Raw genomic sequence first — 22,880 nt, forward strand, 5'->3', positions numbered from 1 at the left:
GCCGAGCCTGCCGAGCCTGCCGAGCCTGCCGAGCAGGAATCCCCTGTTTCCGCAGCTCCTGTCCAGCAGCCCGTGGCAGAAACTCCAGACAGCGAAGCCCTCCGTGCTCAGGAACCCTGGCAGCAGGAACTGACCCTCAAGCTTCGCGAAGCAGAACCACGCCTGTCTGAATGGCTGAACCTCATCCTCGAAAACATTGAGGAAAAAGGACCAAAGCTCTGGACCCGACTGGAATTTCTCTTCCAGGCCCTTGGCGCCCCCGCAGACGAAGCTCAGGCCTTCATTACTAAATTTGACGACTGGCTGGAGATGATGGAGTACGACTCTGTCGACGACTTCCGCTCAGAACTCCAGTACCGTCTGGCCCTCGCCCTTGACCTCGAAGACGAAGAAGACGAACGAAATCGCCTCTTCCTCAAACTCTCCGAAGGTCTCGAAAAAACAAAAGAAAAAATTTCTCGCCAGATCGAAGGTCTCCTTACCGCTCACGAGAGCATGGACGACGCCTTTTGGGATGAACTGGAAGAAATCCTTATCATGGCTGACGTAGGCTTTGAAGCAACTTCAATGCTTATTGAAAATCTCCGCGAGCGCGTCCGCAAGTCCGGTAGCACCGACCCCGCAATCTTTAAGGACCTCATGCGTGAGGAACTCGAAGAAGTCTTTAAGACAGAACGACGCATCACAGCAGTCAATCCGCCGGAAGTCGTGCTGATGATCGGCGTAAACGGCGCAGGCAAAACAACAACCATTGCCAAACTCGCCCACCGTGCACAGATGCAGGGCAAAAAAGTGCTCGTCGCGGCTGGCGACACCTTCCGAGCCGCTGCAATGGAACAGCTCGAAGTCTGGGCCAACCGCGTTGGCGCTGGTTTCTTCGGCAAAGGCGAAGGCGTCGACCCCGCAGCCGTTGCCTACGAAGCTGTCGACATCGCCGTGCGCGATGGATATGACATGGTGTTTGTCGATACCGCAGGTCGCCTGCACACCAAGGTCGACCTCATGGATGAGCTGAATAAAATCCGCCGCGTCCTTGGCAAAAAGCATCCCGGTGCTCCGCATCGCAGCATCCTCGTGCTCGACGCCACCACCGGACAGAACGCTCTGTCTCAGGTCAAACTTTTCTCCGAAGCCTCTGGCATCGACGAAATCATCCTGACCAAACTCGACGGAACCGCAAAGGGTGGCGTGGTTGTCGCCATCGCCCTCCAGTATGGCATCCCCATTACCTACATAGGACTCGGGGAAAAAATGGAAGACCTTCGCCCCTTCAACGGCAAGGACTTCGCCACCGCCCTTCTCTCCTAGCACAAAACAAAGCCCCCACTTCGGTGGGGGCTTCTTTTATCCATCGTGCGTCCGTGCTCCGGGCAGGGAGATTGCAAAGGTCACCCGCTCCGAAGAGCGCTCATGCGAAAAATTCCCGCCCAAATCTTTCAGTTTCTTAAAACTCGCCGTAATTGCCTCGGTTTCCTCATCAAACGGCATCATCATATCGTCGCCATAATCTTCAATTGGCGTCCCGTCCTGCGACTGCGCATCAAAAACACAGACCACATGTCCTGCAATTTCTCGGGTATTGACCCCCAGCAGCCCCCGGCCCCTCACGCTTTTGAGCACACCGCGAAGCGTCGCCACAAAAATGTCTTCCAGCATTGCCCGGTCCGAAACAATATCTGGCAACGCCTTGTCAAAACGCGTGACCAGCTCAAGCTGAATTTCCCCTTTCAAATCATCCAGCACTTTTCGGAGTAGCTCGTTTATCTGGCACGGCTCAGGCTCTACAGGCAGCGGGGCGAGGTAATCGCTGATTCGCTTCATGAGCTTTTCAATCCGCCGGGCCTCCGTCAAAATGACGCGAGCCTCCTCCATCTCTGGATGTTTCTTCTCCAGCATCCGGGCAAAACCGCCCAGCGCCATCAGAGGATTTCGAATCTCATGCGCAAGCTGATTGGAAATCGCCCCAATCGTATTCAGCTTTTCCCTTTGCATCAGCAGCTTATCAAGGAAAAGACGGTCAGTAATATCATTCAGGGTTCCCTGAATCCGCTTTCCCCCATCACTTCCTGAATACGCGAGGTGGATACAGCGCCCCGACATATACATAATGTAACCGTTCTTATGTCGGAACTTAAAATTCTCCTCCAGCTTTCCGGTCTCAAAAGCCTTGAGAAATGCCTGTCGCATCCTTTCCCGATCATCTCGCAAAACGTTCTGGATCATCCAGTCCTTATCCCGCAGCACATCCGCGGGCTGGTATCCAAGCCGATCAAGGCACACGTCATTGATGAAGTCCACACTCAGATCTGGGCGCAATGAAAAAATAATAACGGGTACATTTTGTACAAGTCGCTGGTAACGCTGGTTGGCCTGCGCCACCTCTCGCCGCAAATTTTTTCGCTCAAGGCAGTTCACAACCGTTCGTTCCAGCATATCCATATGGTCTATGGGCTTGGTCAGATAATCCCATGCCCCCGCCTTGAACGCAGCAATAGCATCAAAGATTTCCGCGCGGCCAGAAACAACAATGACAGGTGTCGTCGCCTCCATCCTGAGTATTGCCCGCAGCACATCCAGCCCGTGTTTATCCGGCAACCCCATATCCAGGAGCACGATATCAGGCTTTTTCTGCGCAAAAAGTTTCAGCCCTTCTTCCCCGGTCTCTGCCCCAAAAACTGTATATCCGCTATCCTCAAGCCAATTGAGTATCGACATCCGCACCAGCGGCTCGTCCTCAATGCTGAGAATCTTTGCCTTATCAAAATTCACAGCCCCGCTCCCCCTCAGGATTCAGAATCATGCAACGGCAATATCATATAGAATATGTTCCACTCACCGACCCGTTCGTAACTCATCCGCCCCTCGTGCAGCTCTACAATTTGTCGCACAAAGAACAGCCCCTGCCCCGTTCCTCCAGCAGAGCCAACATTTCCGCCCCGATAGCCCTGCATAAAGAGCTGCGGCACATCCTGCACAGCCAGCTCCGGGCCTGTCGAAGCAATCTCAACCTTGAGCGAACGGCGCCCCACGCCCTGCCCGGCATCCAAAATTTTCCAGTCTGCGTACACTGCTTTTTTCCCGGCGTACTCTCCAGAATCGCTCGCCGTTGTATATTTCAGCGCATTGGACAGCAGGTTTGAAATCACCTGTGCCATAAGTCCAACGTCCACAGGCTGCACCAATTCTGGATTTTTCGGCTCCATCTCCCCTTTCTGGACCAGCGTTATTTTTGCATCTCTAAAACGCGGAGCAAACTGCAGGAGTTGTGGCCGGAGTATTCCTGAAATGACATTAGCCTCGCGCCGCTCCAGAACATAGCGCCCTTTTTCAAAGTGACTCTGCCGCAGCAAGGTTTCGAGGTACAGGCTCGTCTGTTCATAATGTCTCGAAATTTCCAAAAACTGTTCTTCCAGCTTCCCATGCACATTTCGAAGCTCCTTCATCATTTGTGACAAAGCAGCCTCTGCGCTTTCCCCCGCCCCCGTCTCACAGATATTTCCCACGCCATCAATTTGGCGTTTGAGTCGATTAAAAAACAGCTTAAAGTACATATTCGGCACGATCACGTTATGACCAATATCTCGCACCAAATTTTGAATGAAACTCAGGTGTCCCTTATTTTCTTCATGAATCATGCGCAAATGTTGCTGAAAACCAATCCGGTTTGCGTATTTTTCCCAGAACAGACGGTCATGCTCAGAGAAATCTCCAGCCCCCTGCACCTCCAGGTATCCAATCACATCTTCCTCTGGAACAAACGGAAGTTGATCTATAATTTTATGATTTCCCCGAATTGGGCAGCAGAAGCTCTCGTGAATCAGCACCGGCACCGAAGGCAGGCTTTGTGGATCATCAAAGGGAGGCGCCGCAGCATCCATCGAGCTTCGTCGGCAGGTCAGTACAGATTGAGGTGACAATAAAAAAAGTGATGACTCCAGGCCAAAAATAACCTTGGGAATCATCACGCACACCGCATGGAAATCCTCTTCGTCCTCGTACTCCTGCACGAGATCAAAAAAAATATTCAGCGCACTTTTTTGCTGCGGCGTAAATTCATATCTTTGATAATCTTCAATTTTCTGCTCAACTCGACCCGACATTCGAACAGCATCTTCACCTCCCGGCAAAGGGCACATATAGACCTTCTCCGCGGCCTTCGGTGAACAGGCTGTCTCGTCTTTCCCTTTTTCCTTCTTCATTGGAGGAGACCTCCTCTACTGCATTTTTCCTTTACTGCCAGTGCATCAGCGCCTTCTCTAACGTTATACCACGAGCCGAATGCATTGGGCATGTTTTTATACGCCTCTCACATTTACTCTTTCATTCTCTTTACCCTGCTTACTACAGCTTACGCAATTCACAAAACAAAGATGTTGACGCAAGCCACCGAAACTGCATACCTTCCTTTCCATTACACGCACATGAAAACACCCTCTGTGCAACACTTTTCGACTTCTACACTCTTTCTCTGGACTGCTCGTCCACATCCCAAGAGCTGCGTGACCTACATCGGACAATCGCTCTGGGAGCGATTGACTAAAAGGACTATTCAGAATGCAACGGATAGACGTAAACGTAGTAAACCCCTTTCTGCGCGGGGTCATCGACGTTTTGGGAACTATGGCCCGCGTTCAGGCTCGACCAGGAAAACCCTTCCTCAAAGAAAACGCCGCCGCCAGAGGAAGCATCACCGGGCTTATCGCCCTCTCCGGTCCTCGACCCGGTACCATCGCCGTAACCTTTGCCGAACGCGCTGCACTCGAAATTACCAGCAGGCTCCTTAATGAAGAAATTTCCTCCATTAACGACGACGTCTGCGACGCAGTCGGTGAATTGACAAACATGATCTCTGGTCAGGCCCGACAGGGCCTCGCTCAGGCCGGTAGCTCATACAAAGCCGGTATCCCCAAAATTATCCACGGACCAAATCACTCCGTCCCTCACTGTGACCCAGATTCACCCGTCCTCGGACTCGTCTTCACCACTATGTTTGGAGAAATTACCGTCGAAGTCTGCTTCGGCGAACGTGAAGAAACCTGCATCTCAAACCCAAGCGCTTAAGAAGCGTTTGGGTGGGGTGCGAGACTCCGTCTCGTGCTCTGCAAGAGGCGCAGGTTTATTGGGGCGCTGCCCCAAACCCTGCAAGGGGCGCTGCCCCTTGACCCCGCCCAAGGACGAGGCCCTTGGGAATCCCGCTTTCGCCCGAAATAAAAGGGGACCGAAATGTGATGAGAGCTACGCTCTCCTCTCCATTTCGGTCCCCTTTTTTTCGGCCTAGTGGCGTTTCCCTAACGCGTGTTCTTTTGCCTTTTCCAGACCGCACTTATTTTCTTTTTGAACGCTCGCGTTCAAAAAGAAAAAGGTGGCGAACTCGCAGAAGAGAAAGAAGCTCTCGACGTTATGCCCAACAAGTTTGAATTTCATTCACGCGAAGCGTGGAGGGAATTCAAACTCGATGAGGATACGTAAGGGAATCATTCCCTTACGCGGGGGTTTGGGGGCAGGCCCCCAATCTTCCCCCACCCTCCCATCCAGCACTCACGTGCTGGGGCTGGCCCCCAACTTTTTCCACCGCCTATGCCCAATTATGGGACATCAGCCTCACCCCAAGAGAGGGATTCAAGGCCTTCGAGCTGAAGGAGGTCGCCCATGATCTGAGCACGGGGGATGTCGTCCTTTGAGAGAAGGCGGAGCCTGTAGGTTGCAAGGCCATCTTCCATGTTCCGACTGCAATTAACGGTCAGAATGCGAACGCCATACATTTCGAGGACGTTGCGAATATTCCGAAGGGTGGTCAACGGGCAGTGACACTTAATTTCGAGAACGGAATGTAAGTCCTTGCAAATAGTGCGGGCAAACTTGTGCCCGAGAGTGGAGAGGAGCGCGAGGCTCAAAAAAGTCACGATAACAGCGGGGGCATAATACCCAGCTCCGACGCAAAGGCCGAGACCAGTAACCATCCAGAGGCTTGCCGCAGTGGTGAGGCCGCGTACAGTTCCGCGCCCTTTGATAATGGCACCTGCGCCGAGAAAACCCATACTTGCAATGGCGTAAGACGCGATACGGGAGGGATCGAGTCGAACGACGCTGAGCTGCGTAAGGTGGCGATATTTTACTTCCATTTCGACAGAAAGCATCATCATGAGGCAGGCCCCGAGGGCAACGAGAATATTTGTTCGAAAACCTGCGGCCTGCCCATGAGCTTCTCTCTCATAGCCAATGAGTGCACCGAGTGCACCGGCAAGGACGAGCTTGCCAAGAATCAAACCCCACCTGTCGAGAGGGAGGGTAATGCCGCCAAATATGTCTATCATCATAGATGAGTTACTCCATTCTTTTCATTATCTATTTATAGTCCTATGCTACCTCCCACTTCCACGCAAGTTTTGCGAATCAAAAGAAGGGAAAAGAAAAAGGCAGCTGCCTGAAACAACTGCCTTTGTGCTTTTCTAAAAAAGTTACGGATGAATTATGCGCGTCCGCAACATTTTTTAAACTTCTTACCGCTTCCGCATGGGCACGGATCATTGCGGCCGACTTTTGGGGATTCACGACGAACGGTTTCATTACCGCGACGCACGCGCCCGTGGGTGTAAATCCAGTTGCCGTCCTGGCGGGAAAAATAGCTCAGCTCACGATGGGTAAGTTTCTGGCCTTTGTATTCATACTCAGCAGAAAATTCGACTTCACCGGACTTGTCAGATTCCTGTCCATCTTTTACGGAGTGAATCGTCAAGCCATTCCAGACGCTGGAGTCAGCCCAGTCGCGGACAGCGTCTTCGTCGTAGCCATCCTGCTCAGAGACAGAGCGGCGCAAAAAGTCGAGGTCTTTGACACAGTAGGCGCTGTAGCGGGCACGCATCAGACTTTCTGCTGTTGGCGCAGAAATTTTACCGGTAATAATAGGTTCGCAGCACTCGGCGTAATCTTTGCCAGAACCGCAGTAGCAGGGGGTGCTCATTGTGGAGTTATCCTTTTATCGTGAAGCGCTGGAGTTGTGCTCGTCAGCGAGCGTATCCATGTGGCGCTGAAGTTCTTCTTTGGTTACCGGGGCCTTGTCATTCAGGAATGCGATAATAAAAGTCCCGCCGTCGCTGGTCAATGTGACTTTTGTCTGCGACGTATAGGCCGACACAGCCTGCTCGACCTGCTCGGCGAACAGAGCAAGCAGGTCAACACGCTGGCTATCCGTCACTTCGAGACGAAAAAAAGCAAGCCGTGGATCAAGGGGATAAATCCCAACGCGTATGTGAGCAGACGGTGTGTTCATACGTTAGGAAAGAGGCTTGAGGCCAGGAGCCTCGTGCTCATGGTGACAGGAATGGCCATCTTCATCATGATGGTCACAAATTTCTGCGTTATCCACAACCTTGCCAGCAAGCCAGTCAGAAATAATCTGGTCCAGCTCACCTTCGCAGCCACGAAGCACTTCAATGCCTACACCTGCGAGGCGATCTACTGCGCCCTGGCCCATGTTTCCAGCCAGCATGACGGTCACGCCATCAGCAGCGAGCAGCTCGGCAACATTGGACTTGCAGCCGCAGCCCTCTGGGGCTTCAACGCGGACACGAGACGTCTCTGTTCGGGTTGCATCGTCTACGCAGACGACAGTGAAGTATTCACAGTGGCCAAAATGGCTGTCCACAACGGCTTTGCCGTCAACAGTCTTTGTGGGAAGGGCTAATTTCATTCATTTTCTCCAGAAAAATTCTTAACTCATAAACCTCAACCGTATCGCTATAGGTAGGAACGCAATGCTCAAAGTCAATGACAATTGCTCTATTTCCTATCGGGAAATAGGATTTGAAACCTCACGGGCCAGTGGCCCCGGCGGGCAGCACGTCAACAAAACCGAAAGCCGTGTCTCTCTCGTCTTCAATGTCCCAGACTCCGAAAGTCTTCGCCCCGCGCAAAAAGCCCGCATCATGGACAGGCTCAGCACCCGCATCGACTCGCGCGGCAACCTTCGCGTCAGTGTCGAGGAGCATCGGAGTCAGCTCACAAACAAGCGGCTCGCAGAAGAGCGTTTCGTCGCGCTCCTGCAGCAGGCTCTCAAGCCTATAAAAAAACGCAAGCCCACCCGCCCCTCGCTCTCCGCCAAGCGGAAGCGTCTCGACTCCAAGCGGCGGCGCAGTCAGGTCAAAAAGCTCAGGGGAAAAGTCTATGATGATTAAGATTACACGAAGTAGGAGAGGGGGTTACGAGACTCCGTCTCGTGCTCTGCAAGGGGCGCTGCCCCTTGACCCCGCCCAAGGACGAGGCCCCTGGGAATCCCGCTATCGCTCAAAAAATAAGGCTGAATGGGATGAAAGCTTCGCTTTCCTCTCCATCAGCCTCATTTTTTGAGCTAGTGGGCGTTTCCCTAGCGCGTGTTCTTCTGCCTTTTTCTGCCGTACGTATTTTCTTTTTGAACGCGACGCACGGGAAAGAGAAAGAAGCTCTCGACGTTATTTTCATCAAGTTTGAATTCCATTCACGCGAAGCGTGGATGGAATTCAAACTCGCTGAGGATACGTAAGGGAATCATTCCCTTACGCGGGGGTTTGGGGGCTGGCCCCCAATTTCCCCACCCCCCCATCCAGCGCTAACGTGCTGGGGCTGGCCCATGAACTGGGCATAAAAAAGCCCCAGCTGCGAGCAGCTGGGGCTTTATAGCCGTCAGATATATGTCCGATTGTAATGCGCTAGCAGAACTGACGCAGGAATCTGGAATCGTTCTCGAAGAACATACGGAGGTCACCGATGCCGTATTTAAGCATAGCGACGCGTTCGATTCCGAGTCCGAAGGCGAATCCGGTGTATTCTTCCGAATCATAGCCCACGGATTTAAAGACCTGCGGGTCGACCATACCGCAGCCGAGGATTTCGACCCAGCCGGTTTGTTTGCAGACGCGGCAGGGTTCGCCATTGACTTCCCCTTTACCGCCGCACATAACGCAGCTGATGTCGACTTCCGCGCTTGGTTCCGTAAACGGAAAGAAGCTAGGACGGAAGCGGACTTTGGTATCTTTGCCGAAGATCTGCTGCACAAAGGACGTGAGGGTACCGCGGAGGTCCGCCATACTCACATTCTTGTCCACATACAGACCTTCGATCTGATGAAACATAGGGGTGTGAGTGATGTCGGAATCACGGCGATACACCTTGCCCGGAGCGATAACCGCGACAGGCGGTTTCCGCTTCAGCATGGACCGAACCTGCATAGGCGAGGTATGGGTCCGAAGGAGCACCTTATCGGTAACATACAGGGTATCCTGCATATCGCGAGCGGGGTGTTCCGGAGGCAAGTTTAATGCCTCGAAGTTGTAGAAATCGGTCTCGACTTCGGGACCGGAGACAACCTCGAAACCCAGACCACCGAGGACGGAGCAAATCTCGTCCATAACCAGAGAGATTGGGTGCAGAGACCCAGATTCTGGAGTGCGGCCGGGCATGGCAGGATCGAAGTTAGCGAGTGCTTTGTCTTCTTTTTCCTGCGCAAGGGCAAGCTCTCGGGCAGCGAAGAGCTGGTTCAGCTCATTCTTAACTGCATTGCCTTTTTTGCCTGCTTCGGGGCGGTCTTCTGCGGAAAGGTCGCGCAGGTTAGCAAGCAATTCAGCAAGCTGACCTTTGCGGCCCAAGAACTTTACGCGAAGTTCTTCGAGGGCCTCTGCAGAACCAGCCTGATCCAGTTCTTCTTTGAAGTTGGGGACCAGAGCCTGAAGTTCGTTGATGAGATTCTTTCCTGCGTCAGACATAACTACTTAAGCGAGCTTGGATTTAGCGAGTTCAGCAACCTTAGCAAAGGCAGCCTTTTCACGGACAGCCATATCAGCGAGGACCTTACGGTTCAGCTGAACTTCGGCGAGCTTCAGGCCGTGCATGAACTTGCTGTAGGACATGCCGTGCTGACGAGCAGCAGCGTTGATACGCATGATCCAGAGCTTACGGAACTCACGCTTGCGGACCTTACGGTCACGGTAAGCGTAGACGAGAGCACGTTCGACGGTCTCACGGGCAATGGTGTACAGGACACTGCGAGCACCACGGTAGCCCTTGGCCATCTTCAAATATTTTTTATGGCGACGCTTAGCGTTAACGCCTCTTTTGACACGCATCGTTCATTTCCTCCTTAGCCCCACCCTCCAAGGTCACCCCGGTACGGCAGGGAGAACGACTAAAAAAGTTAATAACTGAGTTACTTAACCAGTGCAGGAACCATACGCTTCACAGCGCGCTCGTTGGTCTTATCGACCAAAGCGCCCTGACCGAGGCGAGCTTTACGCTTCGCATTCTTCTTGGTCAGGATGTGACGCAGACCCTGCTTGCGGCGACGGATTTTGCCGCTACCAGTCACGCGAAAACGCTTTGCAGCGCTGCGGTTGGTCTTGATCTTGGGCATGTAAGTCTCCTTAGTGTGGAATGCGCAAACAGCGGTTCTGACCGCGAGGGGTCAGAACCGCCAGATCATTCCTAATTCTGGACATATAGCGAAAGCCGTCAAAGACGGCTGTTGGCGTCCTGATCGCGAAGGATTACTGCTTCTTCGTCAGCGGAGACAGCAAAAGGCTCATAGTACGGCCTTCGCTGCGCGGCTGCTGTTCGACTCTGGCCAGATCAGACACGGAGTCGACCATGCGCTGAAGAATCATGAGTCCACGATCCTTATGCACAATTTCACGACCACGGAAAAACACAGTCACCTTGCATCGGTCACCGGCTTCCAAAAAACGCCGTGCATGTCTGAGCTTCGTCTGGAAGTCATGTTCGTCCGTTTTGGGGCGAACTTTCACTTCCTTAATCTGAACAACAGACTGTTTTTTACGAGCAGCCTGAAGTTTCTTCTGCTCCTCGTATTTAAACTTGCCGAAGTCCATGATTTTGCAGACCGGTGGTTTGGCATTAGGTGCCACTTCCACCAGATCAAGATCATGCTCACGGGCCATCCTCAGGGCTTCCGCTGTGGGGATCACCCCTACCTGATTACCGTCGTCTCCGATGACCCGAACTTCACGTGCACGAATTTGTCTGTTACACCGGGCCCGAACAGCTGCTGAAGCTATAGCTCATTCCTCCGCGTTTGAATGGTTCCAAGCAATCTGCCTGGACCATCGTTACAGCCTCATCCAGGGACTTAAGCCCCAGATTTTCCCCCCTCAGGCGTACATTAACGCCCTCGGATTCAACTTCCTTGTCACCAATGACAAGGATATAAGGCACTTTTTCAAGCTGCGCTTCGCGCACCTTGTATCCCAGCTTTTCATTTCTCAGATCAGCTTCAACGCGAACTCCCCGTGCTTTGAGAATCTTCTTTGCTTTTTCAGCAAAGTCGCGCTGAGCGTCTGTTACGGTCAGGATACGAGCCTGAACCGGGGCAAGCCAGGTTGGGAACGCGCCTGCATAATGCTCGGTCAAAATACCGATGAAGCGTTCCACGGAACCCATGATGGCACGATGGACCATGACTGGTCTGTGTCGTTCACCATCCTCGCCGATGTATACCATGTCAAATCGTTCTGGCAAGGTGAAATCCACCTGAATTGTGGAGCACTGCCATTCGCGGCCGAGGCAATCACGCAATTTGACATCAATTTTAGGACCGTAGAATGCACCGTCGCCTTCGTTAATTTCGTAAGGCAGTCCCATGGAATCCATAGAATCTTTCAGTGCATTGGTTGCACGCTCCCAATCTTCGTCAGAACCAATGGATTTTTCTGGACGAGTGCTAATCTCCATGGAGTACTCGAAGCCAAACAGGCCCATGAGGTCCTGAATCCATTCCATAACACCCTTAATTTCATCCTGAAGCTGGTCAGGACGGCAGATGATGTGTGCATCATCCTGGGTGAACTGGCGAACACGAAGCAGTCCATGCAGCACGCCGGACTTTTCGTGACGATGTACAACACCAAGCTCAAAGTAGCGCTTGGGGAGATCACGGTAGCTGCGCAGATGCGTATTGTAAATAAGCATGTGCGCAACACAGTTCATCGGCTTTACACCGTAAGGCTGGCCGTCGATCTCAGTAAAGTACATGTTTTCGCGATAGTTCTGGTAGTGACCAGAAGCTTCCCAAAGCTCACGCTTGAGAATCTGCGGGGTACGAACAATGTCGTAATCACGGCGCAGCATTTCGCGATTCACAAAGTCTTCCAAAATGGTACGCAGAAGTGCGCCCTTTGGATGCCAGTATACCATACCAGCACCACCACGCTCCTGGAAGCTAAAAAGATCAAGCTGAGGGCCAAGACGGCGATGATCGCGACGCTTGGCTTCTTCGAGCATACGCAGATGAGCTTTCAGCTCTTTTTCGGACGAGAAGGCAACACCGTAGATACGCTGCAGCATTTTGTTCTTTTCGTCGCCGCGCCAGTAGGCGCCTGCATTGCTCGTCAGCTTAAAAGCTTTCAGATAGCGAGTGGAAGGAATATGCGGTCCACGACACAGGTCAACAAAGTCACCCTGAGTGTAAACGGAAAATTCTTCGCCACCAAGGTCATCCATGATTTCACCCTTGTAGGTCTCACCCATGCCATCAAACAGCGCTTTTGCGTCTGCCTTGGACATAAGCTGACAGGTGAAGGACTGATCTGCACTAACAATCTTGTGCATCTCAGCTTCAATGGATTCAAGGTCTTCTGGAGTAAAGGGACGTTCGAAATCGAAGTCGTAGTAGAAGCCATTTTCAATGGCGGGGCCAATAGTGACCTTTGCGGAAGGGAACAGGCGCTTTACGGCTTCGGCCATAATATGAGCGGCGCTGTGTCTGATGATATCCAGACCTTCGGGCGTGTCTTCGTACACAGGGACGAGTTCAGTACACGTCTCGGGCAGAATTGCGCTGAGATCCAGCACAGTGTCACCACACAGAGCGGCAACAGATTTCTTAAACTTCTTCCCGGAAAGAGCCTCTTTGAGAAGCTCACCACAGGACATTCCAGCCTGTGCCTCTACGGACTGATCGGCTACCGTAACCTGCACGTTAATCTCCTTTCTTTTTGGGGTTCCTGCCTACTCTGCAGACCACCCCTCGTTTAGAGGTTCCCGCCTACTCTGCGGACGACCTCCAAAGAAGTATATAGAATAAAAAAAGGGAGGCAAAAATGCCTCCCTGGATAATCAAGATGGTAGGCCCGAGCAGATTTGAACTGCTGACCCCTTGCGCGTCAAGCAAGTGCTCTCCCCCTGAGCTACGGGCCTATTCCGTCGTTGCGAGAACCTCTCTACGTAAACCGCCTACCCCCGTCAAGCAGTTTTTAAATTTTTGTTGTCATTTTTTCATCTTTTTTTGGCGGAAATCTAGGATTTTCACTCTTAATATACTGTTTTTATTGTATTTATGTGCAAACATCATAACAGCTTCATTTTCCACATTTTTTCAAAAAAATCACTTTTCCCGCACAAATCGCACCGTTTCAAGACGCCCCACTTTCCACAACTTTTTCCAATATTTCTTCCATTACATTAATAAAATATCGCACGAGAAAATCACATCCCCCCAGCACGTACTCTGTGTCGCTCCAATCAGACACAGCCCCCGCCAGCCAAGAATATATCGATTGATATTCTCTTCCTTTTTCACTAGGTAACTAAAATCTTTTAAAGAGGTTTATATGCTATTTAGCTCTCTCGAATTTCTTTTCTTATTCCTACCGATTACACTGATTGGATACTATTCTTTCTGTATCAAACGAGCACCAAAGCTTGCAACGTACTGGCTGACTGGTGCCTCGATCTTTTTTTACGGCTGGTGGAACCCACACTATCTTCTTTTATTAGGTTTTTCTATTCTTCTAAATTTCTTTTTTGCCAAGATACTTCTTCAAACAAGCGCACAGCAACGTCCCCTGCTTACTATGGGGATAGCCTCCAATCTCGCTCTTCTTGGCTACTTCAAATACACGAACTTCATTGTCCTCAATCTCAACAGCGTCCTTGCTCAACCACTAACGATTGAGCACATCATACTTCCACTTGGCATCAGCTTCTTTACATTCCAGCAGATATCTTTCCTGGTCGACTGCTATCGTGGCGAGGGAAAACTCTACAAGCTCACAGAATACGTCCTCTTTGTTTGCTTCTTCCCTCAGCTCATTGCTGGCCCAATCGTCCATCATAAAGAAATGATGCCCCAGTTCTCTAAACTACGGTCCCGGGTTCTAAACTGGAAAAACCTCTATTATGGCATCTTCCTCTTTGGCATCGGGCTCTTTAAAAAAGTTGTCATCGCCGACCCTCTGGCCCCCTTTGTCCACGCAAGCTTTGAAGTCGTCCAGCACCCCAGTTTTCTCGACGCCTGGGCCGGGAGCCTCTGCTACACAATGCAGCTCTACTTCGATTTCTCAGGCTATTCAGACATGGCTATCGGCTTAGGACTCCTCTTCAACATTTCGCTCCCCGCCAATTTCAATTCACCGTACAAGGCACTCAGCATTCAGGACTTTTGGCGGCGCTGGCACATGACGCTATCGCGCTGGCTTCGTGACTATATTTACATTCCGCTTGGCGGAAACAGAAAAGGCTCGCACCGTCTGCTTCTCAATCTTTTCCTCACATTTTTCATTGGAGGGATCTGGCATGGCGCAGGCTGGACCTTCATCATCTGGGGAGCCATGCACGGTCTAGCGCTTATTATCCACCGCCTTTGGAGAGCTGCAGGCTTAACACTGAGTAAACCACTTGCCTGGCTTTGCACCTTTCTTTTTATCAATTTCGCCTGGGTCATATTCCGTGCACAGAGCATTCATGATGCACTAAAAATCTACACAGCAATGCTTGGCGCTTCTGGCTTTGGGGCGTGGTCCCATGAAATGCTGACGTATTACGACGATGCGATGAAGGCCAACCCATCCGCCGAGATCAAGTACCTTGGATACGCTACTGCCCTCTGTTTCCTCACTGGCTCCTCGCTCTGGCTTGTGGACAAAATCGGCAAAACACGCGCAGCAACAGCTTTTGCCACTGGCGCGCTCACCTGTGCCATTATCTTCATTCTTCAGCACAACTACGCTGCTGAATTCATTTATTTTCAGTTCTAATTTTACCAATGCATAAAAAGTTCAAAAAACGGTTCTGCATCATCCTTGGCGCTGCACTTCTCCCAGTGCTCTTTTCCATACTTTGCACCTACATTGCCGACCCTCTGGAAATATTCCGTAGCAGAAACGGTGAGGAAGGTTGCCTTGTCTCCAATCAGCGCTACATGGATGCAGGCATCATTCAGCGCTATGTACGGCACGCAGAGGCTCCCATCTCCATCATCATGGGAACCTCTATGACTCAGAATTTTGTCCCCGAAGAGCTTTCCGCCGTGCTCCACTGGCCAGCGCCCTATTCGCTTGGGGTCAGCGGCGGACGTCCGGGTGAGCAGCGCACTATCATTGATTTTGCCCTCGGCTCAAAAAATGTCACCAATGTTCTCTGGGGACTGCATTATTATTTTTCGCAGCAGCATGACTGGGAAACGCATCCTCACTACGCCTTCCCAAACTGGCTTTACACAGGACACCTTTGGGACAAAGCGCCCTACCTTCTTGATTACAAAATGTTACTGCTCAGTCAGGAACTCCTTCAGGGCAAAGCTCCCACCCCGCGCCCCGTATCTCTTCATTCTGTCTGGATGGGCAGTCCTGAGCGTCTTCTCAAATTTCACGAATTCGTCAGCCCTGCCGCATTTGCAGAGCAGCGATCCGCTGCGCCTAAGCCAATTACAGAGCTTCTCAGCAGCTCCTCTTTTCCCGCTATCGACAAAGTCCTTTTTACAACGGTTCGAGAGCATCCCGAGACTCGCTTCACCATCTTTTTCCCGCCCAGCTCTCTCTATTTTTATGCCAAATCTCCACGCTATCGAATTCGAACTTTACAGATGGTTCAGTACATAGTTTCCAAGCTCTCTCTGTACCCCAATCTTGAGGTTTATGGCTTTGATGACGTCTCCGCCATTGTCGCAAACATGGCAAACTATCGCGACCCCGAGCATTACGGAATTGGCGTTAACCGGTACATTCTCGCCTCAATTGCCCGCAAACAGCATCTACTCACAGCCAAGAACATTGCGCAGTACGTTCGCTCAAGTCTCAACCTCTTCAATACGTATCCCATTTATCAGGACAAAAGCAGCACAGTAGCTTTTGAAGGACCTTTCAACACTGATCTCTTTACAGATTGCGCATTCCCGCCTCTCGGCCCGCAGTCTCCCCTTCGCGGGATATATTCGCCCCCGGCAGCGCATCCCTAGCGGCGTCCATCAGGCCTCTTTTTTCGTCTCGGTACTGGACAAGCTTGCCCACTGGAAGTACCCCTTACGTGAAAAGAGTCACAAACCTCGAAAGGAGAGAAAATAGATGGAAATCGAAAAAGATCGCAAATGCCCTCACTGCGGGAGCACTCTCCAGCCTATGGAAGGACCGCCAGAAACAGGCTGGGGCATCATCCTTGTCTGTGACAACAACCAGTGCCCCTATTTCCTCGGTTCCAACGATACCGTCCACGAATTCAACCCAGAATCCGCTATCGGCTTCCGCTATGCCGAGAACCCAGACAACGGGTATCAGGACTTTTGCCTCGCGGCCTACTGCGGCGAAAGCTTTATCGACGCCTGCAAAGAAGGCTCTGACAAAAAATAGCCGCATTCCCTAAAGGGCTACAGTTTATTGGGACGCTGTCCCAAACTCTGCAAGGGGCGCTGCCCCTTGACCCCGCCCAAGGACGAGGCCCTTGGGAATCCCGCTTTCGCCCGAAATAAAAGGGAACCGAAATGTGATGAGAGCTACGCTCTCCTCTCCATTTCGGTCCCCTTTTTTTCGGCCTAATTAACTGGGCGTGTGTTCTTTTTCTTTGCGCTCCACCCCTTTCTTTTTGAACGCTCGCGTTCAAAAAGAAAATGGTGGCAACGCACGGGAAAGAGAAAGAAGCTCTTTACGCCATTCTCACCCAAGTTTGAATTTCATTCACGCGAAGCGTGGAGGGAATTCAAACTCGATGAGGATACGTAAGGGAATCATTCCCTTACGCGGGGGTTTGGGGGCAGCGCCCCCAATTTCCCCCACCCGCCCATCCAGCACTAACGTGCTGGGGCAGGCCCCCAATCTTCCCCCAACGCACCGACAAAAAGACTCAAGTTTTTGACAAACGGACAGGCGATATTGATAAAACTTATTGTTATTTAGTTTTGCGTTATGTAGTATCCGCACCAAATGAAACTGCAACGATCCGACGCTTCTTTTTTTGAAACCATTCCAGTGCGGACATTTTTTCTTATTCTGTTAGCTGGAGTCCTGATACTTTTGGGCTTTTACCAGTTCACACTGCACACAGAGAAAAGCGCCATTACGAAGCAAAATGAGGCGTTTAATGACACCCAGCTTATCCAGGCGACCGTTGCAGCACAGGGCCTTGAGCTGCGAGTGCAAACTCTGCAAAAAAATCTTGATATCCTCTCACGAATTGCATTTAGCGAATACATTGACGGAAAACGCACTTCCGCCGACATGGAATATTTGCTCGCCTCAACGATGGAGGCAATGCAGCCACTTGTTTCACTCCACTACTACACCGCGCCAAAGAAAAGGAAGCTGGGGACGAGTTCCAAAAGTCCACTCAGTGAACAGGCAAACCAGCTGAGCGACAAATGGAACGCAATATTCTGGAAAAAAGTCAGTGCCCGTCAGGAAGGCTTTGTCCCGCCATTTGCAGCGAATTCCCACCACCAGTTCTTCGGATATATGCTCCCTGTGCGCAAAGGCGAGCACGTCCATGGCATCCTCGTCGCTGTAGGCAACTTCTCACCATTGCTGTCTGCATTCGTTCACCCCATCCGAGTTGGGCACTACGGAACGGCATACCTGCTCGATTCCAGTGGCCAAATTCTCTACGACCACGAAGCTGAAATCATCGGAAAAAATATTTTTGAAGGCCTGCATACGGGGTTCCCTGAGCTTGAACGCGTTGATAAACGCATTGTTTCTGAAATTCAGGGAAAAGATGAATACCATTTTCCTCAGGAACGCGGATCTGAAAGCGTCAGTAAACTTATTGCATGGCAGTCACTGCCGCTTGGCCAACGTACTCTGGTGCTGTGTATCGCCGCCCCACAGGATGCAGCTTCAGCCCTGCTCGCGGACCTTCACAATCAGCAACAGCTGGCCTGGTTCCTGCTGCTGCTTGCTCTCTGCCTTATTTTTGCTGCGGTGCTCCACCGCAACACCACCAAACAGCTCAACACCTCCTACACAAACCTGTCCCGAATCCTGGAAAATCTTCCAGACGCAACTTTTGTTGTGAATTCTGAACGAAAAATAATTGCGTGGAACAAAGCGCTGGAAACGCTGAGTGGCGAAAAAAAAGACGCGATGCTCGGCCGGGGAATGCGATCCTATGGGATACCATTTTACGGCGAACCGCATAAAACGCTGCTCGACTACCTTCTTGATGGGAAGCCATACCCGCCTCACTACCGAAATGTACAACAGCATGGGGATGTGACGTACTGCGAGCTGGATGTTTCTCACTTGCGAGCGGGAAAAGGAGCCACATTATGGATACAGGCGACCCTGCTCTTTGAAGAGGGCACCAACACCCCCAAGGGAGCAATCCAGTCCATCAGAGACATTACCGAACTGCGAGAGGCGGAAGAGAAACTCAAAGCGAGTGAAGAGCGCTTTGCTCTTGCGGTTGAAGGCTCAAACGATGGGATATGGGACTGGGACCTGCGGACAGACAAAGTCTATTTTTCCCCACGCTGGCTCGAAATTGTTGGGATGGAGAGCAACAGGGGCCAAGTTCTTGATGTTGAAGAGTGGACCAAACGCATCCACCCTGACGACCTGCACAGAACAATGAAAGCCAACCATTCGGTGTTTAGTGAAAACGCAGATCGATTTGAAATTGACTACCGAATCCGTCACGACGATGGATCGTATCGCTGGGTTCTTGGGCGAGGTTCCTGCCTGCGAGATAAGCATGGCGACGTCTACCGAATTGCCGGAGCACACACCGATATTACCCAGCGCGTGCATATGCAAAACGTCACCTCGGCTCTCTTTGCCATTTCCAATGCCGTAGCCCTGACAAAAGACCTTCCAGAGCTTTTCCTAGAAATTCATAAAGTGCTGCGAAACAGCATTGGAGCCAAAAATCTCATTATCGCAAAATGGAATGAAAAAACCGATGAGCTGTATTTTGAATATTCTGATGATGAGCACGAAAGGAACCTGGTCCCGATGCCCAATATCTCAAAAGAGGGAGCCAAGGGACTGAACGCGCAGGTCCTGCGGCAGGGAGAACCTCTGCTGCTGAATCAGGAAGAGCAGCTTCGCTATGAAGTCATCGGCACGCCATCGCAGACATGGCTGGGGGTTCCGCTCCGAATCAACAAAAAGACCATCGGCATTGTTTCAACACAGGATTATGAAAATCCCAATGCCTTTAGCGAACTTGATGTGTCACTCATGGCCTCAATCTCTGACCAGATCGCACTGGCAATCCAGCGCAAGACCAACGAAGACAAGCTGGAGCAGCTTGCCCTGCACGATACACTCACCGGCCTGCCGAACCGCCGCCTGATGGATGAGCGCCTGTCTCAGGCCATCAAACGCCAACAGCGGAGCAAGACCAATCAGTTTGCATTCATTGCTTTTGATATCGATGATTTCAAGCTCATTAACGACAATTACGGCCACGCAGCCGGGGACGCCTTCCTCCGCGAAGTTGGCAAGCGGATTTCGCCTATACTCAGAGAATCGGATACCCTGTCTCGCACGAGCGGCGATGAATTCAGCATTTTGCTGGAGGGCTTTGAAAGTACACAAAACGTCATACAAATCGTAAACAGGGTGCAGGAAGCTTTTTTCCATCCATATCAATATAAGGACTCACAAATTTTTGGCGGGCTGAGTATCGGCATCGTGCTGAACCCCGGGACATCAAAAACGCCGGAAGAAATCCGAAACGCTGCGGATGTCGCCATGTACAGCTCCAAAAACACGGGTAAGGGACAGTTCTCTATCTACGAAGAGCTTCGGGACAACGGCAGTCCGATTCGCGAAGCCATACGCGACAATGAAATCCAGCAGGGACTGAGCAGGAATGAATTTGAAATTTATCTCCAGCCCATCATCCACACAGAGACGCAGCAAATACATTCGGCGGAAGCCCTTGTGCGCTGGAAGCACCCAGAACGCGGAATACTTCTTCCTGGGAGCTTTCTCCACACGCTTGATGAGCACGGGTATGGGCCAGAGTTAGGAAGTCAGGTTTTAGCGAAAGCATGCCTTGCGTGTTCTGAACTTTTGGAATCGAAAATGACATCCCCAGATTTTTCCATAAGTGTAAATCTTTCAAAAAGTCAGCTTATCAACCATAAGTTCCCACAGCAGGTGCAAGACGAACTCGACAGACATGGACTCGAACCACAAAACATCCAGCTTGAGATTTCAGAAAACATCCTCGCAGAAACATCAAGAAAACAGGACTTCCTTTTCGAGCGACTTCATGAACTTGGTGTGCGACTTGCCCTCGATAATGTAAGTTACCGCAAGCTTACGCCTCGCGCTCTCCTGCGCAGAAACTTCGACTTTATCAAGTATTCCAGGACAATTAGCACTGGAGCCTTTTTGTCTTCAATGGAAGAAAAGAATTTACAAATAATGGCAGGTATTGGAGATTTTCTCCATATTCCGGCCATCGCACAGGGGATAGAGACGCAGGAACAGTATGAAATGTTTCAAAAACTCGGCTGCCCATACATGCAGGGTTTTCTTTTTGGAAAACCACAGCCGATTTTAGAATTTATTACATTCTTTTCTGCTCTCGCATTTTCCCATTAGGTGCATGAGCAACTATTTGCGTTGTTTTTTGTTTGTTTCAGGCCTGTAAAAGTTTGACATTGTCAATTTTAGGAACTCACTGTAAGACGAATGAAAAGCAACATTCAAAGGGGTACCTGCATTAGCTGTCTCAAAATCCATAAGAACAAGGGGTTTATTCCCAAAACCACAGCCTCTGTCGCAAGAGGCGTATTGCTTTTGGAACACTAATCCGGTACTACCCAAAAAGATGCGCATTTGACAAAATGCGTAAAAAAATGGCTTCGGACAGGGGCTGTTCGTCGCAAATTTCTTTTTGATTTCTTCAAAACTTCTTTATCGGAGGTACCTGATGAAACGTGTACTCCTCGCCTGCATCTGCGCCCTGATGCTGCTGGGCAACAGCTCAGTCGCGTCTGCAAAGACGCTGAAGGTCGCATTCGCAGCCGACCCTGTTTCCCTTGACCCGCATGTCCAGCTTTCCGGTGGCATGCTCCAGTATTCCCACCTCGTTTTTGATCCGCTCATCCGCTGGACCAAAGACATGAACTTCGAACCTCGCCTGGCTACTAAGTGGGAACGTATCGATCCGCTGACCGAGCGCTTCTACCTGCGTAAGGGTGTCAAGTTCCACTCCGGCAACGACTTCACTGCAAAAGACGTCAAATGGACCTTTGACCGCCTGAAAAAATCTCAGGACTACAAGGCACTGTTTGAGCCTTTTGAAGACATCAAAATCATTGATGACTACACCATCGACATCAAGACCTCCAAGCCTTACCCGCTGCTGCTCAACATGGCGACCTACATCTTCCCCATGGACAGCAAGTTCTACACTGGCATGGACGAAGAGTCTGGTCAGCCCAAGGACGCCATCATCAAGACTGGCAAATCCTTCGCTCTGAACCACGAGTCCGGCACCGGTAAGTACAAGGTCACCTTCCGTGAGCACGGCGTGCGCATGGAGTTCACCGCTTTCGAAAACTACTGGGACAAGAAGTCCGGTAACGTCGACAAGATCATCCTGACTCCTATTAAGGAAAATGCAACCCGTGTTGCAGCTCTCTTCTCTGGCGACGTTGACTTCATCATGCCTGTTCCTCCCCAGGACTACGACCGCATCGACAAGAGCGAAAAGGTCAACCTGGTTACCATGCCTGGTTCCCGCATCATCAGCCTGCAGCTGAACCAGAAAAGACGCCCCGAGTTCAAGGACCCCCGTGTCCGTCTCGCCATGATCTACGCCTGCAACAACGCAGGTATCGCCAAGAAGATCATGAAGGGTCGCGCTGTTGCTGCTGGCCAGCAGGCTCCCGAAGGCTACGTCAGCTACCAGGCTGACCTCAAGCCTCGCTACGACCTGAACAAGGCAAAGCAGCTCATGAAAGAAGCTGGCTACGAGAACGGCTTCACCTGCACCATGATTTCCCCGAACAACCGCTACGTGAACGACGAAAAAATCGCTCAGGCGTTTGTTTCCATGATGGCAAAGCTGAAGATCCGCGTTGATCTCAAGACCATGCCTAAAGCTCAGTACTGGGATGCATATGATGCTCAGCAGGCTGACATTCAGATGGTTGGCTGGCACCCCGACACCGAGGACTCCAGCAACTACACTGAGTTCCTGCTGATGTGCCGCGACGTCAAGAGCGGTTACGGCCAGTACAACAGCGGTAACTACTGCAACGAGAAAGTGGACAGCATGATCAAGTCGGCTCAGAACGAGACTGACCTGGCCAAGCGTGAAGCTATCCTCAAAGACGTTGAGCGCATCATCTACAACGACGGTGCTTTCATCCCGCTGCACTGGGAAGACCTCTCCTGGGCTTGTTCTCCCAAGCTCCAGAATGTTGACGAGATCGTTAACGTTATGAACTTCCCCTACTTCGGCGACCTGAATATGGACTAAGGTCTGAAAGGACTTCCAAGGGGGGACTTGCACTTTTTTCAACAAAAGTGTAATTCCCCCCATTCTGGTAAAGTTGACAGGGATTCTGTGACAATCCTGTCATTAGCATCTCTGATAACCCTCGCCTTACCGCAAAAAATTCATAAATTTTACACGATTAAGGTGACACAACAAGAAAAGTATAGGCC

At 51.1% G+C, this 22,880-nt stretch carries 20 protein-coding genes and 1 tRNA gene; 9 read left to right on the top strand and 12 right to left on the bottom strand.

All coding sequences use genetic code 11. The features are described 5' to 3' along the window. The coding region (ftsY, locus tag B5D23_RS09520; protein ID WP_234985083.1) for a signal recognition particle-docking protein FtsY at window positions 1-1,308 on the top strand (1,308 nt) is incomplete at its 5' end. Between the two features lie 36 nt (window positions 1,309-1,344). Here the strand turns inward: ftsY and B5D23_RS09525 are convergent. Both B5D23_RS09525 and B5D23_RS09530 read right to left on the bottom strand, forming a co-directional pair. Beyond that, window positions 1,345-2,769, bottom strand: a complete 1,425-nt coding sequence (locus tag B5D23_RS09525; RefSeq protein ID WP_078685214.1) for a response regulator — start codon at window positions 2,767-2,769, stop codon at window positions 1,345-1,347. A gap of 14 nt (window positions 2,770-2,783) precedes the next feature. Further along, entirely contained in the window at window positions 2,784-4,199 is a 1,416-nt protein-coding gene (locus B5D23_RS09530; RefSeq protein WP_078685215.1) for a sensor histidine kinase, read from the bottom strand. A 355-nt stretch (window positions 4,200-4,554) separates the two neighbouring features. On the opposite strand from B5D23_RS09530, the gene B5D23_RS09535 reads away from it, so the two are divergent. Then, window positions 4,555-5,061, top strand: a complete 507-nt coding sequence (locus B5D23_RS09535; RefSeq protein ID WP_078685216.1) for a chemotaxis protein CheX — start codon at window positions 4,555-4,557, stop codon at window positions 5,059-5,061. Between the two features lie 234 nt (window positions 5,062-5,295). Next, a complete protein-coding gene (locus tag B5D23_RS15050; protein ID WP_159445969.1) occupies window positions 5,296-5,469 on the top strand; it encodes a hypothetical protein in 174 nt (57 codons plus the stop codon). Between the two features lie 116 nt (window positions 5,470-5,585). Here the strand turns inward: B5D23_RS15050 and B5D23_RS09540 are convergent, their stop codons facing one another. From B5D23_RS09540 to B5D23_RS09555, 4 genes are all read right to left on the bottom strand, one after another. Continuing rightward, window positions 5,586-6,317: an MgtC/SapB family protein gene (locus B5D23_RS09540; RefSeq protein ID WP_078685217.1), complete on the bottom strand. Its 732-nt coding sequence runs from the start codon at window positions 6,315-6,317 to the stop codon at window positions 5,586-5,588. 152 nt (window positions 6,318-6,469) lie between these two features. Then, window positions 6,470-6,961 carry a YchJ family protein gene (locus tag B5D23_RS09545; protein ID WP_078685218.1) on the bottom strand — a complete coding sequence of 164 codons (492 nt, stop codon included), beginning with the start codon at window positions 6,959-6,961 and terminating at the stop codon, window positions 6,470-6,472. A gap of 15 nt (window positions 6,962-6,976) precedes the next feature. Next, window positions 6,977-7,270: a hypothetical protein gene (locus B5D23_RS09550; protein WP_078685219.1), complete on the bottom strand. Its 294-nt coding sequence runs from the start codon at window positions 7,268-7,270 to the stop codon at window positions 6,977-6,979. A 3-nt stretch (window positions 7,271-7,273) separates the two neighbouring features. Further along, the gene (locus tag B5D23_RS09555) at window positions 7,274-7,690 is read right to left on the bottom strand and encodes a NifB/NifX family molybdenum-iron cluster-binding protein (RefSeq protein WP_078685220.1); all 417 of its coding nucleotides are present in this window, start codon (window positions 7,688-7,690) and stop codon (window positions 7,274-7,276) included. A gap of 64 nt (window positions 7,691-7,754) precedes the next feature. Between B5D23_RS09555 and arfB the strand changes: the two genes are divergently transcribed. Continuing rightward, on the top strand, window positions 7,755-8,174 hold the full coding sequence (gene arfB / locus B5D23_RS09560; protein ID WP_078685221.1) for an alternative ribosome rescue aminoacyl-tRNA hydrolase ArfB: 420 nt from the start codon (window positions 7,755-7,757) through the stop codon (window positions 8,172-8,174). A gap of 510 nt (window positions 8,175-8,684) precedes the next feature. Here the strand turns inward: arfB and pheS are convergent. From pheS to B5D23_RS09595, 6 genes are all read right to left on the bottom strand, one after another. Then, window positions 8,685-9,737: a phenylalanine--tRNA ligase subunit alpha gene (pheS, locus tag B5D23_RS09570; RefSeq protein WP_078685223.1), complete on the bottom strand. Its 1,053-nt coding sequence runs from the start codon at window positions 9,735-9,737 to the stop codon at window positions 8,685-8,687. 6 nt (window positions 9,738-9,743) lie between these two features. Continuing rightward, a complete protein-coding gene (rplT, locus tag B5D23_RS09575; RefSeq protein ID WP_078685224.1) occupies window positions 9,744-10,097 on the bottom strand; it encodes a 50S ribosomal protein L20 in 354 nt (117 codons plus the stop codon). An 80-nt stretch (window positions 10,098-10,177) separates the two neighbouring features. Beyond that, complete coding sequence (gene rpmI, locus B5D23_RS09580) at window positions 10,178-10,381, bottom strand: 50S ribosomal protein L35 (RefSeq protein ID WP_078685225.1); 204 nt, start codon at window positions 10,379-10,381, stop codon at window positions 10,178-10,180. Between the two features lie 133 nt (window positions 10,382-10,514). Further along, entirely contained in the window at window positions 10,515-11,042 is a 528-nt protein-coding gene (infC, locus tag B5D23_RS09585) for a translation initiation factor IF-3 (RefSeq protein ID WP_078685226.1), read from the bottom strand. Next, complete coding sequence (thrS, locus tag B5D23_RS09590; RefSeq protein ID WP_078685227.1) at window positions 11,011-12,960, bottom strand: threonine--tRNA ligase; 1,950 nt, start codon at window positions 12,958-12,960, stop codon at window positions 11,011-11,013. The genes infC and thrS overlap by 32 nt, the downstream gene beginning before the upstream one ends. A gap of 144 nt (window positions 12,961-13,104) precedes the next feature. Beyond that, window positions 13,105-13,179 (bottom strand) — tRNA-Val (locus tag B5D23_RS09595). A gap of 656 nt (window positions 13,180-13,835) precedes the next feature. Here B5D23_RS09595 and B5D23_RS09600 point away from each other — a divergent pair. The 5 genes from B5D23_RS09600 (at window position 13,836) to B5D23_RS09620 (ending at window position 22,692) form a co-directional block, all read left to right on the top strand. Further along, on the top strand, window positions 13,836-15,017 hold the full coding sequence (locus B5D23_RS09600) for an MBOAT family O-acyltransferase (protein ID WP_348980889.1): 1,182 nt from the start codon (window positions 13,836-13,838) through the stop codon (window positions 15,015-15,017). An 8-nt stretch (window positions 15,018-15,025) separates the two neighbouring features. Then, entirely contained in the window at window positions 15,026-16,216 is a 1,191-nt protein-coding gene (locus B5D23_RS09605; RefSeq protein WP_078685229.1) for a hypothetical protein, read from the top strand. Between the two features lie 106 nt (window positions 16,217-16,322). Then, entirely contained in the window at window positions 16,323-16,604 is a 282-nt protein-coding gene (locus tag B5D23_RS09610) for a hypothetical protein (RefSeq protein WP_200803650.1), read from the top strand. A gap of 615 nt (window positions 16,605-17,219) precedes the next feature. Next, entirely contained in the window at window positions 17,220-20,804 is a 3,585-nt protein-coding gene (locus B5D23_RS09615) for an EAL domain-containing protein (RefSeq protein ID WP_159445970.1), read from the top strand. A 331-nt stretch (window positions 20,805-21,135) separates the two neighbouring features. After that, the gene (locus tag B5D23_RS09620) at window positions 21,136-22,692 is read left to right on the top strand and encodes an ABC transporter substrate-binding protein (RefSeq protein WP_078685231.1); all 1,557 of its coding nucleotides are present in this window, start codon (window positions 21,136-21,138) and stop codon (window positions 22,690-22,692) included. The last annotated feature ends 188 nt before the right edge of the window (window positions 22,693-22,880 follow it).

The sequence above is a fragment of the Desulfobaculum bizertense DSM 18034 genome (genome assembly GCF_900167065.1).
Taxonomy (GTDB): domain Bacteria; phylum Desulfobacterota; class Desulfovibrionia; order Desulfovibrionales; family Desulfovibrionaceae; genus Desulfobaculum; species Desulfobaculum bizertense.

Bases quoted from the DNA above. Each gene is read 5' to 3' on its own strand.
- B5D23_RS09600 (WP_348980889.1), top strand. From the start codon at position 13,836: ATGGGGATAGCCTCCAATCTCGCTCTTCTTGGCTACTTCAAATACACG.
- B5D23_RS09545 (WP_078685218.1), bottom strand. From the start codon at position 6,961: ATGAGCACCCCCTGCTACTGCGGTTCTGGCAAAGATTACGCCGAGTGC.
- pheS (WP_078685223.1), bottom strand. From the start codon at position 9,737: ATGTCTGACGCAGGAAAGAATCTCATCAACGAACTTCAGGCTCTGGTC.
- B5D23_RS09530 (WP_078685215.1), bottom strand. From the start codon at position 4,199: ATGAAGAAGGAAAAAGGGAAAGACGAGACAGCCTGTTCACCGAAGGCC.
- B5D23_RS09535 (WP_078685216.1), top strand. From the start codon at position 4,555: ATGCAACGGATAGACGTAAACGTAGTAAACCCCTTTCTGCGCGGGGTC.
- B5D23_RS09555 (WP_078685220.1), bottom strand. From the start codon at position 7,690: ATGAAATTAGCCCTTCCCACAAAGACTGTTGACGGCAAAGCCGTTGTG.
- B5D23_RS09610 (WP_200803650.1), top strand. From the start codon at position 16,323: ATGGAAATCGAAAAAGATCGCAAATGCCCTCACTGCGGGAGCACTCTC.
- B5D23_RS09620 (WP_078685231.1), top strand. From the start codon at position 21,136: ATGAAACGTGTACTCCTCGCCTGCATCTGCGCCCTGATGCTGCTGGGC.
- arfB (WP_078685221.1), top strand. From the start codon at position 7,755: ATGCTCAAAGTCAATGACAATTGCTCTATTTCCTATCGGGAAATAGGA.
- B5D23_RS09605 (WP_078685229.1), top strand. From the start codon at position 15,026: ATGCATAAAAAGTTCAAAAAACGGTTCTGCATCATCCTTGGCGCTGCA.
- rplT (WP_078685224.1), bottom strand. From the start codon at position 10,097: ATGCGTGTCAAAAGAGGCGTTAACGCTAAGCGTCGCCATAAAAAATAT.
- rpmI (WP_078685225.1), bottom strand. From the start codon at position 10,381: ATGCCCAAGATCAAGACCAACCGCAGCGCTGCAAAGCGTTTTCGCGTG.
- B5D23_RS09550 (WP_078685219.1), bottom strand. From the start codon at position 7,270: ATGAACACACCGTCTGCTCACATACGCGTTGGGATTTATCCCCTTGAT.
- B5D23_RS09540 (WP_078685217.1), bottom strand. From the start codon at position 6,317: ATGATGATAGACATATTTGGCGGCATTACCCTCCCTCTCGACAGGTGG.